We start from the raw sequence: 24,102 nt of genomic DNA on the forward strand, positions 1-24,102 counted from the left end.
CGGCCATGCTTCGCCATCTGATCTTCGATCTCGACGGCACGCTGGTCGATAGCTGCGCGATCTGTGTCGAGATCCTTGAAGGGATGCTGGCGGAGCGTGGTAATGCCCGCAAGATTGACCCCGAATTTGCCCGCCCATGGATGAGCCATGGCGGGCAAAAGATGGTGATGGCGCTGCTGGGCGATGATTGCGGCGATCCGGCCGAGGAGCTGGCCGAATTCCGCCGCCGCTATGCGGTGACGCAGACGCGGGTGGAAACGCTGTTCAACCATGTTGCCACCAGTCTGCGCACCTTGCATGGGCGCGGTTTTGTGCTGTCGATCTGTTCGAACAAGCCGCAAAATCTGGTCGACAAGGTGCTGGAGGATACTGGCCTTGCCCCGCTGTTTCAAAGCGTGGTGGGATCGCGCGCGGGGGTGGCGCCCAAGCCTGCGCCCGATCTGCTCGATTTGGTGCTGGCCGACCTGGACGCCTCGCCTGATCATTGCCTTTTCGTGGGCGACAGTGAACTGGACCATGCCGTGGCCGATGCGCGCGGCATGCCTTTCCTGTTCCTGACCCATGGCTATGCCGACCCCGATTATCAGCCTGATCCGGCGATGAGCTATGATTGCTTTGGCGAACTGGCCCGCGCGGTGATGGAGCGGGCGCATGGCTGAAGGTTTGGCTCCCGAAGTGGTGCAGGCGCTGGTCGAGGACGGGCGGCGCATCGTCATCACCGGGGCGGGGGGCTGGATTGGGCTTGCCACGCTCGATCTGCTGGCCGCCGCGCTGGGCGACAAGTTTGAAAAGCGGGTGCGCCCGTTTGGCTCGAACACCCGCGCGCTGCGCCTTGCCGATGGATCGCAGGTGTTGCAGCGCCCGCTGGCCGATATGGCATGGCTGCCCAAAGAGCCGACCATCGTGCTGCACACCGCCTTCCTGACCAAAGACCGCGCCGAGGCGATGGATGAGGCGGCCTATATCGCCGCCAATCGCGCGATCAGCGAAAGCGTGCTCAAAGCACTGAACCCGATCGGCGCCGAGGCGATCTTCGTGGCCAGCAGCGGGGCAGCGGCCAAGGCTGACGATCCCGATGCCAGCGCAGCGATGCGCCTCTACGGCGCGCTCAAGCGTGAGGATGAGGAACGCTTTGCCGCATGGGCCGATGAAACGGGCCATCGCGCCGTCATCGCCCGGATCTTTGCGCTGACCGGGCCTTATATCAACAAGCCGGGCGCCTATGCCATCGCCAGCTTCATTGACGACGCCATCGCGGGCCGCCCGGTAGAGGTGCGCGCGCCGCGTCAGGTCGTGCGCGCCTATGTCGCCATCCGCGAATTGATGAGCCTTGCCTTTGCCGCCTCTCTGGCCCCTTCGGGCGTACTGCGGTTCGACAGCGGCGGCGAGGGGATGGAACTGGGCGAGATCGCAGGCGTGGTCGCCGCGCAAACCGGCACCAGCGTCCAGCGCGCCCAGATCACCACCGGCCCCGCCGATATCTATCACGGCGACGATGCGGCCTATCGCGCCTTGCTGGCCGATTATGGCATCGCGCCCGTCCCTCTGGCCGCGCAGGTGGCCGAGATGATTGCGTGGGCACAACGCTCCTCTTGAGCGGGAAGGTAATTCATGACGAAGAGTGCCGACATTGATGTCTCGGTGGTCATCCCCTGTTACAATGAGGAGATGAACGCCGGGCCGATTGCCGAGGCGGTGATCGCGCAACTGGAGCCGATGGGCGTCAGCTTTGACATCATCTTTATCGACAACCATTCGACCGACAATACCGTGGCGATCATCAAGGCGATGTGTCAGCGCGATGCGCGCATCCGGCTGATCGCCAACACGCGCAATTTCGGACAAATGCGCTCGCCCACCCATGGCATCTATGCCGCGCGGGGGCGGGCGGTGATCGGTATGTGCGCCGATTTTCAGGACAGCCCCGAGCTTCTGCCCCATTTCGTGCGCCGCTGGCAGGAGGGCGTCGATATCGTGCTGGGCGTGCGCGAGCGGGAAAAATCGGGCCTCATGCTCTCGGTCATCCGGGCGCTGTCCTATTGGCTGGCCAAGAATTTCGGCGATTTCCAGACAATCCCCAACGCCACCGGCTTTGGCCTTTACAGCCGCCGCGTGGTCGATGCGATCAAGGCGCTGAACGAGCCGGAGCCGTTCTATCGCGGGCTGCTGGTCGAAACGGGCTTTCCGCTGGAGACGATCAATTACGTCCGCCCGCCGCGGACAAGGGGCAAATCGAAGAACAACTTCTTCACCCTGCTCGATTTCGCCATCGCGGGCCTGACGGGTTCGTCGAAACGCCTGCTGCGCGCGCCGCTTTATCTCAGCGTGCTGGGGGCCTTGGTGTCCTTGCTGATGCTGGTGGGCGCGGCGATTGCGTTTTTCACCGGGCGTCCGATTGCGGGTTGGCTGATCGGCATGGTGCTTCAGGCGCAATTCGCGCTGATCTTCGGCTTTATGGGCCTGATGGGCGACCATATTCGCCAGATCTCCGAACGCACACGCGGCACGCCGCTGGTACTGGAGCGCGAGCGGGTGAATTTCCCTGAGGATTACGGATGATCTCGCGGGATCGCGCCGCCGAAATCCTGCGCTTTCTGATCGCGGGGGCGCTGAACACGGCCTTTGGCTATGGGCTTTATGCGGGGCTGATCTGGCTGGGGCTGGACCGTTATCTGGCGCAGGCCATCGGCTATGTGCTGGGTACGGGGTTCAATTATATCACCTATTCGCGCGGGGTGTTCACCGGCGCGGGCCCGGCGAAAATGCGTTTTGCGCTGTCCTATGCGGGCAATTATCTCATCAATCTGGCGGGGCTGAAACTTGCCTCGCATTTTATCGCCGATCCCTATCTGGCGGGTGCCGTCACGACCTTTGCCGTGGTCCTGCTCAACTATGCGGTGCTGAAACGATTGGTGTTCCGGGCCTGAAAAATTGTAAGTAATACGTCTCTTTTTCGCTAGGCAAGGCCAGACCTCCCCGTTATCCTCCCGCCATAAATCCCGGACAGAGATGGAGCGGACAAACCGCTCAGCCGGGGCCGCCCAGCCGGGGGAGAGAGGATTGCGATGCATATGCAGACGGGGAGAATTGCGCCCTCATCAACCCGCGTGGCCAAGGGCGGGTGGTATGCCTTGCTTCTGGTCTGCGCGATGCAATTGCTCAGCCTGCTTGATCGCAACATTCTGGCGATCCTTTCCCCGCGCATCAAACATGATCTGAACATTGGCGATGCGGAGATGGGCCTGCTCTATGGCACGGTCTTTGCGCTGTTTTATGCGGTCTTTTCGCTGCCTTTGGGGCGTTTGGCCGATGGCTGGCGGCGGACCTGGCTGCTGGCCATCTGCATCGCCTTCTGGTCGCTGGCCACGGGTCTTGCCGGGATCGCCAGCGGTTTTGCCCTGCTCGCCCTCTCGCGCCTTGGCGTCGGCATTGGCGAGGCGGCCAGCCAGCCAGCGGGCACCAGTCTGATCTATGACTATTTCCCCAAGGCGCGGCGGGGTCTTGCCATGGCGGTGATGGCGGCGGCGATTGCCATCGGGCTTGGCTTGTCCAGCGTGCTGGGCGGGGTGGCGGCCGATTGGTGGGATGGGCGCTTTGCCGCGGTCGGCGCGCCCTTTGGCCTGCGCGGGTGGCAGTTTGCTTTCCTGCTGGCGGCGGTGCCGGGCCTACCTTTGGCCGCTCTGCTCTGGCGTCTGGCCGAGCCGGTGCGCGGGGCGATTGAGGGCATCACCACGCCCCCCGATCCGCGCCCCTTTGCGGCCTCGTTTGACGTGCTGATGTCGGTTGTGCCGTTTACCAATTGGGTGATGCTGGCGCGGCGCAGGGCTTCCTCGCGGGTCTGGACGGTCAATCTGGTGGGCACATTCGTGATCGTGGGCGCGATGGTGGCGCTGGCCCGCGCGGGGGCGGCGTTCAGCCCGCGCCCGCTGCTCAACCTTGGCGTGGTCAGCCTGTCGCCCCATACGCTGCAATGGGCGGTGGTGGGGCTGGGCCTGTTCGCCACGCTCAATCTGGTGCAAGCAGTGCGCCTGACCGATGCTCCGGCCCATGCGGTGATGCGCAGCCCCTCGCTGATCCTGTGCATCGCCGCCGGATCGTTGCAGAGCATGATCAACTACGGCTGCATGGCCTTTACGCCTGCCTTCCTGATGAAGACCTATCACCTGACGCCTGCGCAGACGGGCCTGCAATTCGGCCTGCTCTCGGCGGGGCTGGGCGTGGTGGGGCCGATGGTGGCCGGGCCGGTGACCGACTGGGCGGGCCAGCGTTTGCCCGGCGTCGGGCGCGTGCTGCTGGCGCTGTTTGCGATGGGCGTGTCGCCCTGTCTGGCCTATTGGGTCTATCATGCACCCGATGCGGGGGGCTTTTATGCGCGCTTTGTGCTCTACAGTTTCGTGCTGACCATGTGGATGCCGCCGCTCTATGCGGTGATGTATGATCAGGTCCTGCCCCGGATGCGCGGGTTGACGGCCTCGACCTATATCGTGGTGATGACCATCGCGGGGCTGGGCGTGGGGCCGTATATTGTGGGGATGATTTCGGATGCCACGCATGGCGATCTGGGCCGGGCGATCCTGTCGATCAATCTGGTGGCGGTGCCTTTGGTGCTGGTGCTGATCGCGCTGGCCATGCGGGTGCGCGGTGATGAGGGCGCGGTGTTGCTCCGCGCCCGTGCGGCGGGTGAGCCGGTTTAGAGCACCCGCCACACCCACAATTTGATGCCCAAAGGATAGCGCGCGCCCGAGCAGACGAAGATCGAGCGGTTCATCCAGTCGTACGGTCCCTTGGGCGCGATGAATTCGGGCACGGTGCGGAAATAATATTCGGCCGGATCGACGATCTCGCCCGCCGCCAGCCTTTGCATCACCTCGGGCGGGCCGTGGCGCAGGCCTTTGTTGCGGATCTGGATCACCGCGCCATCGTCGGTTTCGATGGCATAGATTGCATCGGCCACGGTCACGCCATCGGGGCGCGTTACCTGCCAGTCGGCGGCATTGCCGATCAGGCGGCCCTTGATCAGCGGCCCTTCGACCCGCCCGCCGCCGACGATGGGGATGATCCGCCGCGTTCCATCGTAAGTTTCGCCAATCGGGCGGGGCGGTTCGAGTTCGCCGGTGGCTTCATAGACGAATTCCAGTTCGGGCTTGATCATGCAGGCTCTCCCAATTTTGCTATGGAGAATAGCGCTACGTCCGATCCGCGCAAGCGCGGGGTGGCAAAATGATCGCCTTGGGATTATGGGGCGAGCATGATCCGCCTTTCCGACCTCGCCCTGCCGCTTGACCACACGCCTGATGCGCTTGACGCCGCCATTGCCGACAGGCTGGGCGTGGCGCCGGAGCGTATTTTGCGCAAGGCTATGGTCCGGCGCGGCAATGATGCGCGCAAGCGTGGCGCGATCAAACTGGTCTATGTCTTTGACATCGAACTGGATGATGAGGCCGAATTGCTGGCGCGGATGAGCGGTGACAGCCATGTCCGCCCCGCGCCCGACACCGCCTATCGCCCGCCTGTGGTCGCGCCCGAGGGTTGGGCCGGGGACAAGGATGGCACGCGTCCGGTGGTGATCGGGGCGGGGCCTTGCGGCTTGCTGGCGGCGCTGATTCTGGCCGAGATGGGTTTGAAGCCTATCATCATCGAGCGCGGCACCGCCGTGCGTGAGCGAACCAAGGACACCTGGGCGCTGTGGCGCAAGCATAAGTTGAGCCCGGAATCGAACGTCCAGTTCGGTGAGGGCGGGGCGGGCACCTTCTCTGACGGCAAGCTTTACAGCCGCATCAAGGACCCGCGCCACCTGTCGCGAAAGGTGTTGACGGAGTTTGTTAAAGCGGGCGCGCCCGACGATATTCTCTATGAGGCGCATCCCCATATCGGCACCTTCCGTCTCGTGACGATGGTGATTTCCATGCGCGAAACCATTGAGGCGCTGGGCGGGGAATACCGGTTCCAGACCCGCGTTTCCGACTTCGACATCAAGGATGGGGCCTTGCAGGGCCTGCATCTGGTCAGCACCAAGGATGGTGCGCAAAGCTATCTGCCCGCGCACCATTGCATCCTTGCCCCCGGCCATTCCAGCCGCGATACGTTCGAGGTTCTCCACCAGCGCGGCGTGTTTATGGAGGCCAAGTCCTTCGCCATCGGCGTGCGCATCGAACATCCGCAAAGCTGGGTGGACAAGGCGCGCTATGGCGCCTGCGCGGGCCATCCGGTGCTGGGCGCGGCGGCCTATGCGATCTCGCATCAGGCATCGAACGGGCGGGCGGTCTACAGCTTCTGCATGTGTCCGGGCGGGCGCGTGGTGGCGGCGACCAGCGAGGAGGGCCGGGTTGTCACCAATGGCATGAGCCAATATTCGCGCGCGGAATTCAACGCCAATTCCGGCCTCGTGGTCACGGTCGATCCGGGCAAGGATTATCCCGCCGACCCGCTGGCGGGCATTGAATTTCAACGCAAATGGGAAAGCCTCGCTTTTGCCGCAGGCGGCGGTGACTATTGCGCGCCGGGGCAGAAGGTGGGCGATTTTCTGGCCGGGCGCGCCTCCTCGGGCGATTTCGGGGCGGTGAAGCCGTCCTATCAACCTGGTGTGAAGCTGACCGATCTGTCTGCCTGCCTGCCCGATTATGTGCTGGACGCGATCCGCGAGGCACTGCCCGTGTTTGGCCGCCAGATCCCGATGTATGACCACCCCGATGTCATCATGACCGGCGTGGAAACGCGCACCTCCAGCCCCCTGCGCATCACGCGCGGCAAGGATTTCCAGTCGCTCAACACGCGCGGGCTTTATCCGGCGGGTGAGGGGGCGGGCTATGCTGGCGGGATTTTGTCTGCGGCGGTGGATGGGATCAAGGTGGCAGAGGCCTTGGCGGTTGAGGTTTTGAAGTAAGGTTTGCCTCCGGCGGGCAAAGGGCGGGGGCCCTTTGCAATCCCGTTAATGGGTTTGGGTTTGCGGGGCTTGCTTGTGGATCATAGGATTAAAGCCTGCGGCGCTAGCTATGGGCGCCGTAGGCTTTCAAATTCAAACAGTGCGTCCGACACCTGACGTTGAACCCATTGCGCGACGCAGACAGTAACGGGAGCGCGAGGGTTCAGACCCTCGCATTTCCCCCTTATCTTCTGGAAAACTCCACCCCCAGCCCTTTGCCCAACGCCCCCCACACGCTACTAGGCCAACCGTGACTGCATCCATCATCATAGGCGAGGAAACGAACGGCAAAGCGGTGCCGATCGATATCGAGGAACTGCTGGCTACGCGCCTGTTGGTGCAGGGCAATTCGGGTTCGGGAAAATCGCATCTGCTGCGCCGCTTGCTGGAGGAATCCGCGCCGCTGGTGCAACAGGTCGTGGTCGATCCGGAGGGTGATTTCGTCACGCTGGCCGAGCCGTTTGGTCATATTGTGGTGGATGGTGCGGCCTATAATACCAATGACTTGGTGCGGCTTGCTAATCGGGTTCGTCAGCATCGCGCCAGTGTCGTGCTGGCCCTTGATGGGCTGGAGATCGAAGCGCAGATGCGCTGCGCCGCCACGTTCCTCAATGCGCTCTTCGATGCCCCGCGTGAGATCTGGTATCCCGCGCTGGTGGTGGTCGACGAGGCGCAGATGTTTGCACCCGCCGCCGCTGGCGATGTGACGGATGAGGTGCGCCGCCTGTCGCTGTCGGCCATGACCAATCTGATGTGTCGCGGGCGTAAGCGCGGCCTTGCGGGCATCATCGCCACCCAGCGTCTGGCCAAGCTGGCCAAGAATGTCGCGGCCGAAGCGTCGAACTTCCTGATGGGCCGCACTTTCCTCGACATCGATATGCAGCGCGCCGCCGACCTGCTGGGCATGGATCGGCGTCAGGCCGAGACCATCCGCGATCTGCAACGTGGGCAGTTTCTGGCGCTTGGCCCCGCGATCACGCGGCGGCCTCTGTCGGTCCGCATCGGGGGCGTGCAAACGCGAAGTCAGGCCGTGTCCACCGGCCTGCTGCCCCCGCCCAGTGTGACGGGCGACGATCTCCACGCGCTGCTCCACGCCGCGCCCACGGCGGAGGAACTGGCGGCGGAGGAAACGCCGCTGCTCGCCGGTCTGCCGCGCCCGGATGCCGGCGAATTGATGGATCAGATCAGCACCTATGTCATGGCCCCGGCGCCCGGCGAGGAACCGCTGGTCGATGACAGCGGCCCCAACCTGTTTTCCGCCGCCAGCGTTCCTGCGCCGCCCAGCCTGCCGCCCGAAGAGGTGCAGTCGATCATGGCCGGGATCATGGAGGATATCACCGCCGAGCGTGATTGCACCTATCAGCCGATTTCATCGCTGTTTCAGGATTTTACCACTCGCTGCCGGATGAAAAAGATCGGTCAGCATGTTGGCGATGCCACTCAGTTCCGCCGTCGCTTTGCTCTGGCCGTGGCGGGTATTTATCGCCCGACGGACGAAGAATGGGCGCCGCTGCTGCAATTGTCACGCAGCGTGCCCGATGATCTGCTGACGCCGTTCCTTGTCATCGCCCGTGCCGCGATGGATGAGGCGCCATGCCCCGATGATGAAGCGTTGGCCCGCGCTTATGGGACGAGTTCGCCCGGACGTATCCGCCGGTTGCTCGAACATCTGGAGAAGTCGAACCTGATCGTGGTCAAGACCGATTACAGCGGGCGGCGGTCGATCGGGATTCCGGATCTGGGTGTGTCGACGGCGGCGGTTTAAAAGTCAGAAGGTATGCGAGGTACTCGTCCCTCGCGCTTCCGTTACTATCGGCGTTGCGCCATGGGTTCGACATTGAGTGCCGGACGCAGCGTTCAAAAATGAAAAGCCTGCAGTGCCTATCATAGCGCCGCAGGCTTTATTTTCATGATCCACAAGCAAACCTTGCGAACCCAAACCCATTAACGGGATTGCAAAGGGACCGAGTCCCTTTGCCCGCCGGAGGCATAAGCCCCCGATCACCCCTCAGCGACGACGCGCCTTCACATCGACATTTTCCCGCAGCGGATCGAACTGCGAAGCGCCGGTGGCGGCAGGACGCGCGCGGCCATGCTGTTCGCGGCGCTCGGCGCGGGCGCGGTCGCCGTCGCGCTGGGTGCGCGAACGCTGGCCATCGCGGGGGGTGTCGCGGCCCGCGTTGGGGCGGCGGTCATTGTTGCGGCGGCCTTCCTCGCGGCGCCCGCCTTCACGGCCGCCATCGCGGGCCCCGTCACGGCGTCCACCGCCATCGCGGCGGCCTTCACCCTGAGGACGCCCCTTGATCGCACCATTGTCGCCGGTCCCGCGCTTGGCGGGGGCGGGCAGGCGCGAGGCTTCCTTCTGGAATTCGGGCGGCAGCGGCATCGGCGTCAGCTTCACGCCGGTCAGGCGCTCGATCCCACGGATGTAGGGGCGTTCGTCCTCGGCGATCAGGCTGATGGCGATGCCATCGGCGCCCGCGCGCGCGGTGCGGCCGATGCGGTGAACATATTGTTCGGCCACATTGGGGATTTCAAAGTTGAACACGTGGGAAACGCCCGAAACGTCGATCCCGCGCGCGGCAATGTCGGTGGCGACCAGCACCTTGACCGTGCCGTCGCGAAAGCCCTTGAGAGCGGCGGTGCGCTGGGCCTGGCTCTTTTCGCCATGGATGGCGGCGGCCGGGATGCCGGCGGGCGTCAGGAAGCGCACAACGCGATCCGCGCCATGCTTGGTGCGGGTGAACACGATGGTGCGGTCGATGCGGTCGGCATCGCCTTCTTCCTTGGCCAGACCATCGCGCAGCAGGATCGTCAGCAGGGCCTGCTTTTCGGCCTGGTTGATGAAGATCGAGCGCTGTTCAACGCGTTCGGCGGTGGTGGATTGCGGGGCAACCTCGACCTTGACCGGGTTCTGGATGAACTGCTTGCCCAGTTGCTCGATCGCCTGCGGCATGGTGGCGCTGAAGAACAGGCTCTGGCGCTGGGGCGGCAACAGGCGGGCAACGCGCTTCAAAGGCACGATGAAGCCCAGATCCATCATCTGGTCGGCTTCGTCCAGCACGAAGATTTCAACGTCGCGCAGCGTCAGCGCGCGCTGGTCAATAAGGTCGAGCAGGCGGCCCGGCGTCGCCACCAGCACATCGCAGCCCGGCACCAGAGCGCGGGCCTGCTTGCCGGCGGGAATGCCGCCAAAGATGCACTGAATGTTCAGGCTGACATATTTGGCATAGCCGCGCATGTTGTCGGCGATCTGGGCGGCCAGTTCGCGCGTGGGGCTGAGCACCAGCATACGGCACGAGGCGGGCTTGCGCGGCTTGGGATCGTTGATCAGGCGGTGCAGCGAGGGCAGCGCGAAGGCCGCCGTCTTGCCGGTGCCGGTCTGGGCCAGACCCAGCAGGTCGCGCCCTTCGATCAGCGCGGGAATCGACTGGCGCTGGATCGGCGTGGGGTCGTTATAACCCTTGGCCTCCAACGCACGCAGCAGGGGTTCGGCAAGGCCAAGCTCGGAAAAATACGACATGGGAAACTTTCAAACAGGCTTCACAGCGCACACCAGCGTAAGCGGCGCGGCAAGCAGGGTGGCTCAAAAAGCGCGACCCTGCGTGAGGAGGAAGCGAAAAACGGACTGCAAATCCGTGAGATCCGGGGCGGGCGGCCATAAATGGCTGCCCTCACGCTGCCCGGTCCTGCGCGCTGCCTCATGCGGCGCGCCGACTTGCTTGGAAATGGCCCATACAGCACGATCAGCCAAATGCCAAGTTTTTTGCGCATTGCAGCAAAATCGCGGGCGATTCACGCAAAAAAGGGGCCGGTTGTGCGCCCGGCCCCCTCTTGCATCATGGCTTGAATATTATGCCAGCTTCCACGTCATCGGCACGGTCAGCGTGGTCGGGCCGGCGGGCGGGGCGGGCACTTTGCCCACCTTGGTGGGGACGGACAGCGCTTCCTTGTCGAGGATCGCCGAGCCCGAACCGGACACGATCTCGGCCTTTTGCACCGCACCATCGGCGCCGATATAGACCTTGACCTTGGCGGTCCCTTCCTCGCCGCGCATCTGGGCGGTCGAGGGATAGGTCTGTTTCGAGGCGAACATATTGGTGACCGAACGGGTCCAGTCCGACGACTGAGCAAAAGCCGACGTGCTGAGGAGAACAGTGCCGGTCAGGGCGAGCGAGATCTTGGCAATAGTCTTGATCATGGTCGGCTTTCTCTTTCCAAACTATTCTTTTCGATGAGCCAATATTGCCGGTAATTGGATAAGGTCGGGCTGATGTTTATGCTTTTTGCTACTCTACCATGGTCTTAGGTGGATTTACCGGATCGCTTAAAACTCCGACCAGTCGTCCTCTATTTTCAATGCCGTAGCCCCCACCGATGGCGCACGCCGCGCCGAGAAGGAGGGCAGGGCCAGATCATCCTGATTGACCGGCATCGGCGCGCGCGGTGTGATCGCCTTGCTCTGCGCACGCGCAGGGGTGCCGCGGCCCGTCCGGTTCATTTCAAACCGGCGCAATTGTTCGACCAACCGCTGCGTTTCGCCCGACAGCGTATGAGTGCTGGCGGTGCTTTGTTCGACCATCGAGGCGTTCTGCTGGGTGAACTGATCCATCGAATTCATCATCGCCGAGATTTCCTCGACATTGGACGACTGCTTTTGCGCCGCCTCGGCGATCTGTTCGACCAGCTCGGAAATCTGCGAGACTTCACCCACGATCTGGCGAAGCGCATCGCCGCTGGCGCTGGCCAGAGCCACGCCGGTCGAGACCTGATCGTTCGATGTGGTGATCAGCGCGCGAATGTCCTTGGCCGCGTCCGCGCTGCGTTGAGCCAGAGCGCGCACCTCGTTGGCAACCACGGCAAAGCCCTTGCCCGCATCCCCAGCACGCGCCGCTTCGACGCCCGCGTTCAGCGCCAAAAGGTTGGTCTGGAACGCGATGCCGTCGATTACGCTGACGATATCGGCCATTTCGCGGCTCGACGCTTCGATGGCCTGAAGCCCGTGGACCGCCTGCTCGGCCTGCTGGTCGGCGGCCTCGGCGGTATGGCGCGCCACGGCAAGGCGGCTGCTGGTCTGGCGGGCATTGTCGGCGGTCACGCGCACGGTGCCGCTGAATTCATTCAATGTGCGGCTGGTTTCGGCAATCGAGCTGGCCTGATGCTCGGTGCGGCGGGCAAGGTCGCCGCTGGCGGCCGCGATTTCGTCGGTGCCGCGGCGAATGGCGTCGCAACCGTCGACGATCTCGCGCATCACGCTGGCCAACTGGCTCACCGCTTCGTTGAAATTGACATGGAGCTGGCCCAGGCCGCCCGCGCCATTTTCCGGCACGCGATGCGTCAGGTTGCCGCGCGCCAGTTCGGACAGGCCCGAACCGATGGCGTCGATGGTGATCTGGGTCTCGCGGGCGCGTTCGAGTTCGGCCTGCGTGCGCTGCTGGTCGGCGGCGAACAGAGCCTTGAAACTGTCGAGCGCGCGGGCAAGGCTGCCCACTTCATCCTGACGGCCAAGGGCGGGGATTTCGACGTGCATGTCGCCCTGCACCAACCGGCCCACGGCCTCGCTGATCCGGGCAACGGGCCGCGCGATCGAGACCATCATCAGACCCATCAGCCCCAACGCCACGGCAAGCCCGGCCACCACTGCGCCGATGATGACCTTGCGCCCTTGATCATAAATCGCGGCCGAACGGGCCGAAGCCGCGCTGGCGCCCTTGGTGTTGAGATCAATGAGGGCCAGCAGATCATCCTCGACCGTGTAGAAGGCGGTCAGGGAATCGCCGTCGAACATCGCCTTGGCCGCCGCCGCATCGCTGTTCGACAGGTTCAGCAATTGCTCGTTCTGGCCCAGATAGGTCTGCCAATCACCTTTCAGCTTGGCAAAGGCGGATTTTTCCTCCGGGCTCTGACTCAGCTTGGCGGCATCTTCCATGCGGGTGGCAATGGCGGTCTGGGCCGCGCGCATCAGCTTGGCCTGACGGGTCTTCATCCCCTCGGCGCTGGCGCCGACATGGGCGCTCTGTTTGATGCGATATTGCGAGACGAAGGCGTGCACATCGCCCAGCGCCTGCGAGCCGGGCAGCCAGCGCTCGCGCAATTCGGTCGAGATCGCGTTGACCTCGCCCAGTTTGACCACTGCAAAGGACCCCATCGCGGCCATGACCGCCAGAAGGATTGCAAAAGCGGCCAGAAACTTGGCCGAAATACCCATACGCAACAAGGCAGATCTCCCCCGCGTCATTCATGAAGATGCGAAGGAATGCTTTTCTCTCTATTTAGTCAGCATTTGGGCTTATGGGTTGATCCGAAATCTTACCTATCGCAGCGGCATAAAGTGTCGATTTCGGTTTACGATAATGGGGCGATTGCCGCGCCCGGCGCGCTGGTATAGGGCCAATGCATGACTGCCAGCATCACCATTCGCCCCGCCAGCGCCGACGATGTTCCCGCGTTGGCCGCGCTCAAACTGCATTGTTTCCGCGATACGTTCGGGCCAACCGGCTTTGCCATTCCCTATCCGCCCGCCGATCTGGCCCTGTTTGAGGCCGATTCCTATGGCGAGCCGACCGTGGCGCGCGAACTGGCCGATCCGGCCCATCGCACATGGGTGGTGCAGGACGCGGATGGCGCGCTGATCGCCTATGTCCATATCGGGCCGAGCAAATTGCCGCATCCCGAACGCGAGGATGGCGATGGCGAGCTTTATCAGCTCTATCTGCGCCGCGAGGCGCAAGGCGCAGGGCTGGGCAAGCAATTGCTCGATCTGGCGCTGGATGAACTGGCCTCATGGGGCCGCCCGATCTGGATCGGCGTGTGGCAAGGCAATCTGAAGGCCCAGCATGTCTATGCCGGGCGCGGGTTTGAGATCGTGGGCGAGTATAAATTTGCCGTGGGCGATTGGCGCGACGAAGAATTCATCATGCGCCGGAAATAAAAAGGGCGGAAGGTTTTGCCCTCCGCCCTTTGAATCTCAGAACCCGCGGGCGACCCCCTCGCGGCGCGGATCGGCTCCGCCTTCATAGCCCTTGGCGCGGCGCACGATTACATGCAGCCCCGAATTTTCCCCCCGCGCGGTCAACAGCGGCAGGCCCTTGGCGGCCAAGGCATCGGCTACCGGCGCGGGGAACGTATCGGCGCTGAAAATATCGCCGCGCGCCACCAGATTGGGCAGGCTGATCGCATCCTGCGGCTTCATTCCCCAATCGAGCATGCCCACCAGCGCCTTGATATTATAGGCGATGATCGATGTGCCGCCGGGCGAACCCACGGCCAGTTCGAAATTGCGCTTTGGCGTCAGCACGATGGCGGGCGCCATGCTCGAACGCGGCCGCTTGCCCGGCGCCACGGCATTGGCCGCAGGCGTGCCATCGGCATCGGTGGTGCTGAAGGAGAAGTCGGTCAACTGGTTGTTGAGGAAGAACCCGTCCACCATCCGGCCCGAACCAAAGATGCTTTCCACCGTGGTGGTCATCGACACCACATTGCCCGCCGTGTCCACGATCACCATATGCGTGGTGCCGCCCGGCTCATGGGTGGCGTCCTTGCCCACCTTGGGCGCATCCTTGGGCATGCCGAAGGTGACGGGCTGGATCGTCTCGCCGATCAACTTGGCCCGCTCGGCAATATAATCGGGCGCCAGCAGGCCGGTGGGGAAGGGCACAAAGGCCGGATCACCTTCATACCGGTCGCGGTCGGCATAGGCGAGGCGGCTTGCCTGCGCGATCTGCAGCCAGCCCTTGGGGTCCTGCGCATTGCGCGTGGCAATGTCGGTATGCGCCAGCATGCCCATCGCCTCCTGCACCGCCACGCCGCCCGAGGGCGCCTGCGGGGTGCAGATCAGATGGGTGCGATAGGGCATGCAAAGCCCCTCGGTCTTGCGCGGCTTATACGCGGCCAGATCGGCCAGCGTCATCGTGCTGGGCAGCGTGCCGCTCGTCACCTTGGCGACGATCTTTTCGGCCACCGGGCCGGTCAGCAGCCCCTTGGAACCCTGCGCGGCAATACGGTCAAGCGTGGCGGCATAGGCCTTGTTCACGATATGCTCGCCCGCCTGATAGGGCGTGCCGTCGGCCTTGTGGAAATAGGCCTGGGCATCGGCGCCCTTGGCCTGCGGAGCCTGGCTGACGATGGCGCGGGCCAGCTTGCCCGTGACCTCGAAACCATCGCTGGCCAGCTTGTGCGCCTCGCCAAACAACTGGTTCCATTTCAGGCGGCCATGCTCTTTCTGCGCCATTTCCAGCATGGCGATAGCGCCCGGAACGCCCGTGGCGATCCCGCCCACCACGGCCACGGGGAAGGGCAGCAGCTTGCCGTCGGGGCCGTAGAACTGGCGCGGGCTGGCCCCCTTGGGCGCCACTTCGCGCCCGTCATAGGCGATGACCTGCTTGGTCTTGGCGTCATAATAGAGCAGGAAAGAACCGCCCCCCAGACCCGAACTTTCCGGCTCGACCAGACCCAGCACCGCCTGCACCGCGACCGCTGCGTCCACCGCGCTGCCGCCCTTTTGCAGGATGCGCAGGCCCGTTTGCACCGCCAGCGGATTGGCCGCCGAAATCATGGCATGGCTGGCAAAACCGGCCTTGGCGTCGCCCTTGGCCGGGGCAACGGTGATCGGGGCGGCAGGTGCCGGCCGGGCGTTGGCCACGATGGGCAGCGCGCAAAGGGCGAGCGAGGCGGCGCCGATGCGGAACAGCGCGCGGCAAGAAAGCATTACAGACAAGATGATACTCCGGGATTGTAATCCATGGCCTTGGCCCCGGTGTTTGCGCTTTGGCGGGCAAAGTCAAAGGGGCTTTTTGCGCATGCTGATGAATTATCTTTCACGATTGCTGCCTTGACGGGCGGCGGTGGCGGAAATTTGCGGCGCCGGGCCAAGTGAAAACGAAAGGTTAACCAGCGTTCCGCTATGCTACCTATGCCATGCGATCCCGCCAGACCAACCGACAGGCCATCCGAAGGCCGCTGACCATGTCGGCCCGCTGCCGCCTGATGAGCGGTTTGCAGGATAATGTCACGGTCAGCGACCTTTCCACCCATGGTTGCCGGATCACCACGCGCACGCTTTCGCTTGCCGTGGGGACGCGGGTGATGCTCAAGCTGGACGGGCTGGAGGCGATCAGTTGCACGGTGCGCTGGGTGGAAAGCGGTCAGTGCGGGCTGCAATTCGAACGCCCGATCTATGAACCCGTGGTCGAGCATCTGTGCCGCCTGCATGTGCAGATGAACGGCGAGGTGCAGGATTATCGCGCCCGCACGCGGGGCGTTTGTTCGGGATAAGGCCTATCCGCGCCGCGCCGCGCTGAAGGGCATGGCGGTGATCGGATAGCCCAGACCTTCAGGGATCGTCAGCCATTCCTCGCCGTCGCGCATCATGCGGCGGGCGCTGATGGGGGCGATGGGGTGGGCTTTGGCATCGGCTGCCGCCTGATGGAAATCGGCGAATTGCGCGAGCCGTTCCAGATTGAGCAGGGTCGGCAGGATGATCTTGAGCGTGCCTTGCGCCGCGCCGCTCAGGCTGTCGCGGGCGCTTTGCCAGAAAAGACGACTGTTTTCCGTGGCATCCACCGCCAGATTGACCGCGCCGGTGCCGATGTTGGCCAGATAAAAGCGAGTGTCAAATCCTCCGACACTCTCGCGCCGCCAGCGGGCAAAGGGTGTCAGCGCCTCCAGATTCAGCGCCAGACCGAGGCGGGAGAGGACATCGCCCATCGCCCCGCCTGATTGCAGGATCGTGCGCGCGGCGACGGCTTCGTCATAATTCAGCCCGCGCGTGAAGCCCAAACCAAGCCCGGTTTCCTCCAGCGTTTCGCGGATCGCGGCGATGCGTGCGGCAATGTCGGTCGGTTCCTCGTTCGTCAGGCTTTGCGCCAGTTCGATGTCCTGCGGGTCGACCTTGCCGCCGGGAAAAACCGTGGCCCCGGCGGCAAAACGCATGGCTTCTGAACGTTCAACCATCAGCAGTTCGGGCGGCTTTTCCGCAACGCTCTGGCGAAAGATGACCAAGGTGGCTGCGGGGCGCAGGATGATGGGCGGGCTGGAATCCATGTTCTTTTGATAGGGCGCGAATGGGGCTTGGCAAGAGGTGTCGGGGAAATTGACAGTCTGGGCCGGGAATGGGTGATGCACTCGATTGAATATGGCCGAAATCTCACGATTTCTAAAACTGGCACGGGCTATGCATAAAGGGTTGTAGTAATGGCAGTCTCGAATAGAGGCGGGCTGCTTCCCGGTCTCCGCAGTCCCGCCTCACTCCCGTTTCGAGCATAAAGGTGGGGTCGGTCTTCCCAGTCTCCCGACCCCACCATTTCCCAAACGAAAGGGCCGCCTCCCCATGGGGAAGCGGCCCTTTTGCTATCAGAAAAGACGATGCGCTTAGGCGACCAGACCGTTCAGCTTGAGCAGGGCCTGAAGCTCGCCGGCTTCATACATTTCCATCATGATGTCGCTGCCGCCCAGAAACTCACCCTTCACATAGAGCTGGGGGATCGTGGGCCAATCCGAATAGGCCTTGATGCCCTGACGGATCTCCATATCCTGAAGCACGTCGACCGTATGATAGGTCGCGCCCAAATGCTCAAGGATCGCAATCGCGCGGCTGGAAAAGCCACATTGCGGGAAAAGCGCGGTGCCCTTCATGAATAACACGATGTCATTCGTGTTCACAATATCGGCAATGCGGGTCTGGACGTCGGACATGGCTTGAAACTTTCTGCAACCAATCGGGGGAACAGGTCCTTTTTGCGAAGGAAAACTGTTTCGTCAATTGCTCAGGTGGGTATGCCGGTGGTCAGTTGCAAGGCATGAAGTTCGCCCCCCATGCGATCGCCCAATGCGGCAAAGACCGCCTTGTGCTGGGCAATGCGCGGCTTTCCGGCAAAGCTGGGCGAGGTGACATGGGCGGCATAATGGTCACCATCGCCGGCAAGGTCGGTGATCGTCACCTCGGCATCGGGAATGGCGGCGCGAATCAGCGCCTCGATCTGGTCGGCGGGCATGGGCATCGGGGGTGTCCTGTGAAAAAGGGCGCGCGACTTTATGCCCCGCGCCCGAAAAATAGCGTCAAACCTGACCGATCATCGCGCGGCGGGCTTCGGCTTCCTTGGCTTTCATGGCAGTGCGCACTTCGGCCTCGTCGGCATCGACGCCCGCGCTGATCAGATCGCCCAGCAATTTGCGCACGACATCCTCATCGCCCGCTTCCTCGAAATCGGCCTGCACCACCGATTTGGCATAGGCTTCGGTTTCGGCCGGAGAAAGGCCCATCCGTTCGGCCGCCCAGGTGCCCAGCAGGCGGTTGCGGCGCGCGTGGATGCGAAACTCCAGCTCTTCGTCATGGGCAAACTTGGCTTCTTCGCCCCGCTCGCGATCTTGAAAGCTGGTCATGATGCGTCTCCCGCGTGGATTTGAGGTTTCTGGGTTTTTGAAATCAATGGCGCAATGTGGCGCTTTTTCAGCCTGCCGTCCATATCGCGATGAAAATCGCGCGCCAATGTATATGTGTCGCAGCGGCGGTGGTTCAATCCCCCGATTTGGCGCGACCTCCGCTGCGACAGGGCTTTTTCAGCATATCGGCAGCGGTCGATCTTTGCGCTTGCTCAAAAACGGGGAAGTTTTCCTTAAAAAGCGAGAAAATCTTTCCCGCCGCTGCTTTTATGCTGCTCTCAGGCCGCCGATGCTGTGGCCAGAAACGGCAGGTCAGCCGCAATCTTGGCCTCATGCTGCTTGATGGCGGCATCGCGCGACAGCGTCAGGCCCACTTCATCAAGCCCGCCCAGCAGGCAATGCTTGCGGAACGGGTCGATTTCGAAGGAAAAGCGATCCTGAAACGGCGTGGTCACGGTCTGGCTTTCCAGATCTACATCGATCGGCTGGTCAACCGCCACGACCAGCAGGCGGTCGATGGCTTCCTGCGGCAGAACCACGGTCAGGATGCCGTTCTTGAACGCATTGCCCGAGAAAATGTCGGAAAAGCTGGGCGCAATGACGCAGGTGATGCCCATGTCGAGCAACGCCCATGCGGCATGTTCGCGGCTGGACCCGCAACCGAAATTGTCGCCCGCGATCAGGATCGGCGCGCCCTTGTTGCGCTCCGTGTCGAAAATATTGCCTTCTTCGGCACGGATCGCCTCAAACGCGCCCTTGCCAAGGCCTTCACGCGTGATGGTCTTGAGCCAATGGGCCGGAATGATAACGTCGGTATCGACATTCTTGGCGCCAAAGGGGATCGCCGTGCCGGCCACGTGGTTGATCGGTTTCATCAGAAAATATCTTTCGGATCAGTCAGTTTCGGGCGCATCTTCAGGATGAGCGGGAGCATCGGTCGGCTTAGGCTTGCGGCGGCTGCCAAAAATCAGCGCCGCCGTCAGCGCGGCCGAGCCAATCGCTGCCGCGCCCGCGATGGTCGCAACACCGGCCCAGCTCGAACGCTCGCCCGAAACCTTCTTTCCGCTCTCTTCGCTCATCCCTTCACCCTCCAAGTTCGAGGCAGTTTAGGCCAGTTCAGGCCAAAAATTCACGGGCATCGGTCAGATGACCCGTCACCGCCGCCGCGGCCGCCATCGCGGGCGAGACCAGATGCGTGCGCGCGCCCGGACCCTGACGGCCCACGAAATTGCGGTTCGACGTGCTGGCGCAACGCTCGCCCGAGGGCACCTTGTCCGGGTTCATCGCCAGACAGGCCGAACAGCCCGGCTCGCGCCATTCAAGGCCCGCCTCGATAAAGATCTTGTCCAGCCCCTCAGCCTCGGCCTGTTCCTTGACCAGACCGGAACCGGGAACGACAATCGCCCAGCGCACATTGTCGGCCTTGCGGCGGCCCTTCACAATGGCGGCGGCGGCGCGCATGTCCTCGATGCGGCTGTTGGTGCAGCTGCCGATGAACACGTTCTGCACTTCGACATCGGTCATCTTCTGACCCGGCGTCAGGCCCATATAGGCCAGGCTCTTGCGCGCGGCTTCCTGCTTGCTGGGATCGGCAAAGCTTTCGGGTGCGGGCACAACGCCGCCAATCGCCACGGTGTCCTCGGGGCTGGTGCCCCAGGTCACGGTGGGAGCGATGTCGGCAGCGTCGATCACCACGACCTTGTCATAGACCGCGCCCGCATCGGTTGTCAGGCTCTTCCACCATGCCACGGCCTTGTCCCAATCGGCGCCCTTGGGCGCATAGGGACGGCCCTGCACATAGGCGAAGGTCTTTTCATCGGGCGCGATCAGGCCCGCGCGCGCGCCATGCTCAATCGCCATGTTCGAAACGGTCAGGCGGCCCTCGACCGACAGATTGCGGATGGCCGAACCGGTATATTCAATGACATAGCCGGTGCCGCCGCTGGCGCCCAGCGTACCGCAGATGTGCAGCACCAGATCCTTGGCGGTCACGCCCGCGCCCAGCTCGCCCTCAACGCGCACTTCCATCGTCTTGGAACGCTTGAGTTGCAAGGTCTGCGTGGCCAGCACATGCTCGACCTCGGACGTGCCGATGCCAAAGGCCAGCGCGCCCAGACCGCCGTGGCAGGCCGTGTGCGAGTCGCCGCAGACAATCGTCGCGCCGGGCAGCGAGAAGCCCTGTTCCGGGCCGACGACATGGACGATGCCCTGTTCACGATCCGCATCGCCGATCAGGCGAATGCCGAATTCGGGCGCGTTGATTTCCAGCGCGGCCAATTGCTGCGCGCTCTGGGGGTCCTTGATGGCAATACGATGTCCGGCCGCATCGCGGCGCGCGGTGGTGGGCAGATTGTGATCGGGCACAGCCAGCGTAAGATCCGGGCGGCGCACCTTGCGCCCCGCAGCGCGCAGCGCCTCAAAAGCCTGCGGACTGGTCACCTCATGCACAAGGTGTCGGTCAATCCAGATCAGGCTGGTGCCATCATCGCGGGATTCCACAGTGTGGGCATCCCAGATCTTTTCGTAGAGCGTCTTGGGTCCGGTCATAATAAATCCGACCTAGGCATGGGGGGCGGCAAAAACAAGAGGCGAATGGTCGCACCATGGACATTACACATGGACATTCGGGCCAGTGGCGAAATCGTGCGTTGCGCATTATAGGGGTTCTCATGAGTCCTTTTGCCGCCATCACCATCGTCATCATCAGCTTTTTCGCCATGGAAGGCATCGCGTGGAGCGCGCATAAATATATTATGCACGGCTGGGGCTGGGGCTGGCACCGCGACCATCACGAGCGTCATGACCGGATGTTCGAAAAGAACGACCTCTATGCCCTGTTCGGCGCGGCGATGAGCATTTCGGCCTTCGCCATCGGCAGCCCGCTGATCATGGGCGCGCATGCGTGGGAGGCCGGAACGTGGATCGGCACCGGCATCCTGTGCTACGGCGTCGTCTATTCGCTGATCCATGACGGGCTCGTTCATCAGCGCTATTTCCATTACGTCCCGCGCGGCGGCTATGCCAAACGGCTGGTTCAGGCGCACCGGCTGCATCATGCCACGGTGGGCAAGGAGGGGGGCGTCTCCTTCGGCTTTGTCATCGCGCGCGACCCTGCAGCTTTGAAAAGAGAGCTGGCCGAGCAGCGCAAGGCTGGAATCGCCGTGCTGCGCGAGGCTGAGGAGGTCTGAAACCGTATTTACGGCTCATGGCATTTGCGCTTTGGGCTCAGCTTTGCAAAAGAGGCCCAGATTTGCAAAGAGGTCGTGAAGGGAGAGGCCATGGTCAAACAGCGCTTTCGCGCCACGTCCTATGATGTGGCAGAAGCAGCAGGCGTCAGCCAGTCCACCGTCTCGCGCGCGTTGAGCGGCGACCCCATCGTCGCGGCGGCCACGCGGGAGAGGATTGTCGAGGCGGCACGGCGGCTCAATTATCACATCGATTCCTCCGCCTCGCGCATGCGCAGCGGGCGGTTGAACACGATTGCCGTGGTGGTGATCTGTCCCGAAGATGAAGATGTGCGGGCCTTTAACCCGTTCCACTATGCGCTGCTGGGCGGGATTTGCGCGGCGGCCTCGGCGCGGGGCATGGAAACCATCGTTTCGTTTCAGGGCGCGCCCGACCGGCTGGACGACCATTTCGAACGCAGCCGTCGCGCCATCGGCATGATCGTTTTCGGCACCAGCGAAAACCGCGCGGCGTGGGACTATTTTCAGGCCTCGGCCGATGATGGCTGCCATGTCGTGTGCTGGGGCGCGCCTGCGCCAGCGCATGAATTGCCATGGGTGCGCGCCGACAATCACGGCGGGGCGAGGGCGGCGGTCGAACATCTGCTCGACCATGGCTATCGCCGCATCGTCTATGTGGGCGAGGCCGATTGCCCGCAGCGCCAGTTTGCCGAGCGCTATGACGCCTATGCCGAAACCTTGCAGGCCGCAGGGCTTGCCCCGCGCATCATGACGCTGGAGCCGGGGCTGTCACGCCATGAGCAGGGGCGGCGGGCGGCTGCGGCCTTGCTGGAGGCGGGCGAGCCTTTTGACGGGCTGTTCACCGCCTGCGACGATATTGCGCTGGGCGCGATGGCCTTGCTCGAAGAGCGCGGGCTCAATGTGCCGGGCGATGTCGGTGTGGTGGGCTTTGACGGGGTGAAGGCGGGCCAGTTCAGCGTGCCGCCGCTGACCACCATCGAGCCTGATTTCGCCGTGGCTGGTAAAGCTCTGGTGAATCGACTTCAGGCGCTGGTCGATGGCGAGGACGGGCCGCAGGGCCGCGTGCCGGTCCGCCTTGTCGTGCGGGGCAGCGCCTTGGGGCGAGTGGCGACACCTGCCTGAACCAACAAAAAGGGGCGGGAAAGCGCAATGCCTTCCCGCCCCTTTTTTGCCCTTGGCAGGCCGATCACATATGGATCGGCTTGCCCAGCACAGCCATCGCGGCTTCCTTGATCGCTTCCGAATGGGTCGGGTGAGCGTGGCAGGTATAGGCGATGTCTTCGCTCTTGGCGCCAAATTCCATGGCCTGCGCCGCCTGCGCGATCATGGTGCCCGCCACGCTGGCAATGCACCACACGCCCAGAACGCGGTCGGTGTTGGCATCGGCAATGACCTTGACGAAGCCGTCCGGCTCGCGGTTGGTCTTGGCGCGGCTGTTGGCCAGCATGGGGAACTTGCCGACCTTGATGGGCCCGCGTTCCTTGGCGGCTTCCTCGGTCAGGCCCACGCCCGCGAATTCCGGCGTGGTGTAAACCACACCCGGGATCACGTCATGGTTGACGATGCCGGTCAGGCCCGCGATGTTTTCCGCCACCGCAATGCCTTCGTCCTCAGCCTTATGCGCCAGCATCGGGCCGGGGATCACGTCGCCGATCGCCCACACGCCATCGACGGCGGTGCGGAAATCATGGTCGGTTTCGATCTGACCGCGCCCGTTGAGGGCAAGGCCGATGTTTTCCAGACCCAGACCGTCAACATTGGGGCGGCGACCGATGGCCACCAGCACGCAATCGGCTTCGATGGTGGTGGCTTCGCCGCCGGCGGCCGGTTCAACCGTCAGCTTGGCGGTCTTGCCTTCGACCACAGCACCCGTGACCTTCGTCGAAAGCTTGAGCTCCATGCCCTGCTTCTTGAAGATCTTGGCCGCTTCCTTGCGCACTTCGCCGTCCATGCCGGGCAGCAGCTGGTCAAGAAATTCGACCACGGTGACCTTGGCGCCCAGACGGCGCCAAACCGAGCCAAGCTCCAGACCGATCACGCCGCCGCCGATGACGACGAGGTGGTTGGGCACGCGGTCCAGCGCCAGAGCGCCGGTCGAGTCCACGATGATCCCGGCGTCATTGTCCACCGCCACGGTGGGCAGGGGGGTGACGGACGAGCCGGTGGCGATCACGATATGCTTGGCCGTGACGGTTTCGCCAGCCACTTCAACCGTGTGGGCGTCCTTGAACTTGGCGTAGCCCTTCTTCCAGTCGACCTTGTTCTTCTTGAAGAGGAACTCGATGCCGCCGGTCAATTCCTTGACCGCCGTCGACTTTTCGCCCTGCAGCACCGACAGGTCCAGCTCGACCGGACCGGTCTTCACGCCAAACTTGGCCAGCGTGCCATGGGCCGCTTCCTCGAACAGCTCAGAGCCATGCAGCAGAGCCTTGGAGGGAATGCAGCCCACGTTGAGGCAGGTGCCGCCCAGCGTTGCGCGCCCTTCGGCGCAGGCGACCTTCAGGCCAAGCTGCGCCGCACGGATCGCGGCGACATAACCGCCGGGACCCGCACCGATGACGAGGACGTCGTAATTATATTCAGCCATGATATTCG

The 24,102-nt window shown here is 63.3% G+C and carries 24 protein-coding genes; 11 read left to right on the plus strand and 13 right to left on the minus strand.

Annotated elements, in window-relative coordinates; all coding sequences use genetic code 11:
* Nucleotides 1-5: 5 nt before the first annotated feature.
* The 5 genes from GGR38_RS13630 (at nucleotide 6) to GGR38_RS13650 (ending at nucleotide 4,694) form a co-directional block, all read left to right on the plus strand.
* Nucleotides 6-659 (plus strand): HAD family hydrolase, encoded by a 654-nt coding sequence (locus GGR38_RS13630; RefSeq protein ID WP_183626424.1) that lies wholly within the window; start codon nucleotides 6-8, stop codon nucleotides 657-659.
* Nucleotides 652-1,596 (plus strand): NAD-dependent epimerase/dehydratase family protein, encoded by a 945-nt coding sequence (locus tag GGR38_RS13635; protein ID WP_183626426.1) that lies wholly within the window; start codon nucleotides 652-654, stop codon nucleotides 1,594-1,596. Before GGR38_RS13630 ends, GGR38_RS13635 begins: the two co-directional genes overlap by 8 nt.
* A gap of 15 nt (nucleotides 1,597-1,611) precedes the next feature.
* The gene (locus GGR38_RS13640; RefSeq protein WP_183626428.1) at nucleotides 1,612-2,559 is read left to right on the plus strand and encodes a glycosyltransferase family 2 protein; all 948 of its coding nucleotides are present in this window, start codon (nucleotides 1,612-1,614) and stop codon (nucleotides 2,557-2,559) included.
* Complete coding sequence (locus GGR38_RS13645) at nucleotides 2,556-2,927, plus strand: GtrA family protein (protein WP_183626430.1); 372 nt, start codon at nucleotides 2,556-2,558, stop codon at nucleotides 2,925-2,927. The genes GGR38_RS13640 and GGR38_RS13645 overlap by 4 nt, the downstream gene beginning before the upstream one ends.
* 138 nt (nucleotides 2,928-3,065) lie before the next feature.
* Nucleotides 3,066-4,694, plus strand: coding sequence for an MFS transporter (locus GGR38_RS13650; RefSeq protein ID WP_246404659.1), 1,629 nt, complete (start codon nucleotides 3,066-3,068; stop codon nucleotides 4,692-4,694).
* Here GGR38_RS13650 and GGR38_RS13655 read toward each other — a convergent pair.
* The gene (locus GGR38_RS13655; RefSeq protein ID WP_183626432.1) at nucleotides 4,691-5,152 is read right to left on the minus strand and encodes a DUF3237 domain-containing protein; all 462 of its coding nucleotides are present in this window, start codon (nucleotides 5,150-5,152) and stop codon (nucleotides 4,691-4,693) included. The genes GGR38_RS13650 and GGR38_RS13655 overlap by 4 nt on opposite strands.
* 96 nt (nucleotides 5,153-5,248) lie before the next feature.
* Between GGR38_RS13655 and GGR38_RS13660 the strand changes: the two genes are divergently transcribed.
* Together GGR38_RS13660 and GGR38_RS13665 are read left to right on the plus strand one after the other, a co-directional pair.
* Nucleotides 5,249-6,883 (plus strand): NAD(P)/FAD-dependent oxidoreductase, encoded by a 1,635-nt coding sequence (locus tag GGR38_RS13660; protein WP_183626434.1) that lies wholly within the window; start codon nucleotides 5,249-5,251, stop codon nucleotides 6,881-6,883.
* A 289-nt stretch (nucleotides 6,884-7,172) separates the two neighbouring features.
* Nucleotides 7,173-8,687 (plus strand): helicase HerA domain-containing protein, encoded by a 1,515-nt coding sequence (locus GGR38_RS13665; protein WP_183626436.1) that lies wholly within the window; start codon nucleotides 7,173-7,175, stop codon nucleotides 8,685-8,687.
* 243 nt (nucleotides 8,688-8,930) lie between these two features.
* Here GGR38_RS13665 and GGR38_RS13670 read toward each other — a convergent pair whose 3' ends face one another.
* The 3 genes from GGR38_RS13670 to GGR38_RS13680 all read right to left on the minus strand — a co-directional run bounded on the left by GGR38_RS13670 (nucleotide 8,931) and on the right by GGR38_RS13680 (nucleotide 13,130).
* Complete coding sequence (locus GGR38_RS13670; protein ID WP_183626438.1) at nucleotides 8,931-10,445, minus strand: DEAD/DEAH box helicase; 1,515 nt, start codon at nucleotides 10,443-10,445, stop codon at nucleotides 8,931-8,933.
* A 330-nt stretch (nucleotides 10,446-10,775) separates the two neighbouring features.
* Nucleotides 10,776-11,123: an energy transducer TonB family protein gene (locus tag GGR38_RS13675; RefSeq protein WP_183626440.1), complete on the minus strand. Its 348-nt coding sequence runs from the start codon at nucleotides 11,121-11,123 to the stop codon at nucleotides 10,776-10,778.
* A 126-nt stretch (nucleotides 11,124-11,249) separates the two neighbouring features.
* Complete coding sequence (locus GGR38_RS13680; protein ID WP_246404686.1) at nucleotides 11,250-13,130, minus strand: methyl-accepting chemotaxis protein; 1,881 nt, start codon at nucleotides 13,128-13,130, stop codon at nucleotides 11,250-11,252.
* 189 nt (nucleotides 13,131-13,319) lie between these two features.
* Here GGR38_RS13680 and GGR38_RS13685 point away from each other — a divergent pair, with 189 nt between their 5' ends.
* The gene (locus tag GGR38_RS13685) at nucleotides 13,320-13,853 is read left to right on the plus strand and encodes a GNAT family N-acetyltransferase (RefSeq protein ID WP_183626444.1); all 534 of its coding nucleotides are present in this window, start codon (nucleotides 13,320-13,322) and stop codon (nucleotides 13,851-13,853) included.
* A 36-nt stretch (nucleotides 13,854-13,889) separates the two neighbouring features.
* Here the strand turns inward: GGR38_RS13685 and GGR38_RS13690 are convergent, their stop codons facing one another.
* Complete coding sequence (locus GGR38_RS13690; RefSeq protein ID WP_183626671.1) at nucleotides 13,890-15,629, minus strand: gamma-glutamyltransferase family protein; 1,740 nt, start codon at nucleotides 15,627-15,629, stop codon at nucleotides 13,890-13,892.
* A 209-nt stretch (nucleotides 15,630-15,838) separates the two neighbouring features.
* On the opposite strand from GGR38_RS13690, the gene GGR38_RS13695 reads away from it, so the two are divergent.
* Nucleotides 15,839-16,195: a PilZ domain-containing protein gene (locus GGR38_RS13695; RefSeq protein ID WP_281379420.1), complete on the plus strand. Its 357-nt coding sequence runs from the start codon at nucleotides 15,839-15,841 to the stop codon at nucleotides 16,193-16,195.
* A gap of 3 nt (nucleotides 16,196-16,198) precedes the next feature.
* On the opposite strand, the gene GGR38_RS13700 is transcribed toward GGR38_RS13695, so the two are convergent.
* The 7 genes from GGR38_RS13700 to leuC form a co-directional block, all read right to left on the minus strand.
* Nucleotides 16,199-16,963 (minus strand): NUDIX hydrolase, encoded by a 765-nt coding sequence (locus tag GGR38_RS13700; protein WP_183626448.1) that lies wholly within the window; start codon nucleotides 16,961-16,963, stop codon nucleotides 16,199-16,201.
* 327 nt (nucleotides 16,964-17,290) lie between these two features.
* On the minus strand, nucleotides 17,291-17,614 hold the full coding sequence (grxD, locus tag GGR38_RS13705) for a Grx4 family monothiol glutaredoxin (RefSeq protein WP_183626450.1): 324 nt from the start codon (nucleotides 17,612-17,614) through the stop codon (nucleotides 17,291-17,293).
* Nucleotides 17,615-17,685: 71 nt separating this feature from the next.
* Nucleotides 17,686-17,919, minus strand: coding sequence for a BolA/IbaG family iron-sulfur metabolism protein (locus GGR38_RS13710; RefSeq protein ID WP_168604485.1), 234 nt, complete (start codon nucleotides 17,917-17,919; stop codon nucleotides 17,686-17,688).
* 58 nt (nucleotides 17,920-17,977) lie between these two features.
* Nucleotides 17,978-18,301, minus strand: coding sequence for a DUF1476 domain-containing protein (locus GGR38_RS13715; protein WP_183626452.1), 324 nt, complete (start codon nucleotides 18,299-18,301; stop codon nucleotides 17,978-17,980).
* Between the two features lie 278 nt (nucleotides 18,302-18,579).
* Complete coding sequence (gene leuD / locus GGR38_RS13720) at nucleotides 18,580-19,176, minus strand: 3-isopropylmalate dehydratase small subunit (protein WP_183626454.1); 597 nt, start codon at nucleotides 19,174-19,176, stop codon at nucleotides 18,580-18,582.
* Nucleotides 19,177-19,194: 18 nt separating this feature from the next.
* Complete coding sequence (locus GGR38_RS13725; protein WP_172341320.1) at nucleotides 19,195-19,380, minus strand: hypothetical protein; 186 nt, start codon at nucleotides 19,378-19,380, stop codon at nucleotides 19,195-19,197.
* A 37-nt stretch (nucleotides 19,381-19,417) separates the two neighbouring features.
* Nucleotides 19,418-20,848, minus strand: coding sequence for a 3-isopropylmalate dehydratase large subunit (leuC, locus tag GGR38_RS13730; RefSeq protein ID WP_183626456.1), 1,431 nt, complete (start codon nucleotides 20,846-20,848; stop codon nucleotides 19,418-19,420).
* Between the two features lie 122 nt (nucleotides 20,849-20,970).
* Here leuC and GGR38_RS13735 point away from each other — a divergent pair, with 122 nt between their 5' ends.
* Together GGR38_RS13735 and GGR38_RS13740 are read left to right on the plus strand one after the other, a co-directional pair.
* On the plus strand, nucleotides 20,971-21,489 hold the full coding sequence (locus GGR38_RS13735) for a sterol desaturase family protein (RefSeq protein WP_183626458.1): 519 nt from the start codon (nucleotides 20,971-20,973) through the stop codon (nucleotides 21,487-21,489).
* 90 nt (nucleotides 21,490-21,579) lie between these two features.
* Nucleotides 21,580-22,629, plus strand: a complete 1,050-nt coding sequence (locus GGR38_RS13740; protein WP_183626460.1) for a LacI family DNA-binding transcriptional regulator — start codon at nucleotides 21,580-21,582, stop codon at nucleotides 22,627-22,629.
* Nucleotides 22,630-22,693: 64 nt separating this feature from the next.
* On the opposite strand, the gene lpdA is transcribed toward GGR38_RS13740, so the two are convergent.
* A complete protein-coding gene (lpdA, locus tag GGR38_RS13745; RefSeq protein WP_183626462.1) occupies nucleotides 22,694-24,094 on the minus strand; it encodes a dihydrolipoyl dehydrogenase in 1,401 nt (466 codons plus the stop codon).
* Nucleotides 24,095-24,102: the final 8 nt, after the last annotated feature.

The sequence above is a fragment of the Novosphingobium sediminicola genome (assembly GCF_014196525.1).
Classification (GTDB): domain Bacteria; phylum Pseudomonadota; class Alphaproteobacteria; order Sphingomonadales; family Sphingomonadaceae; genus Novosphingobium; species Novosphingobium sediminicola.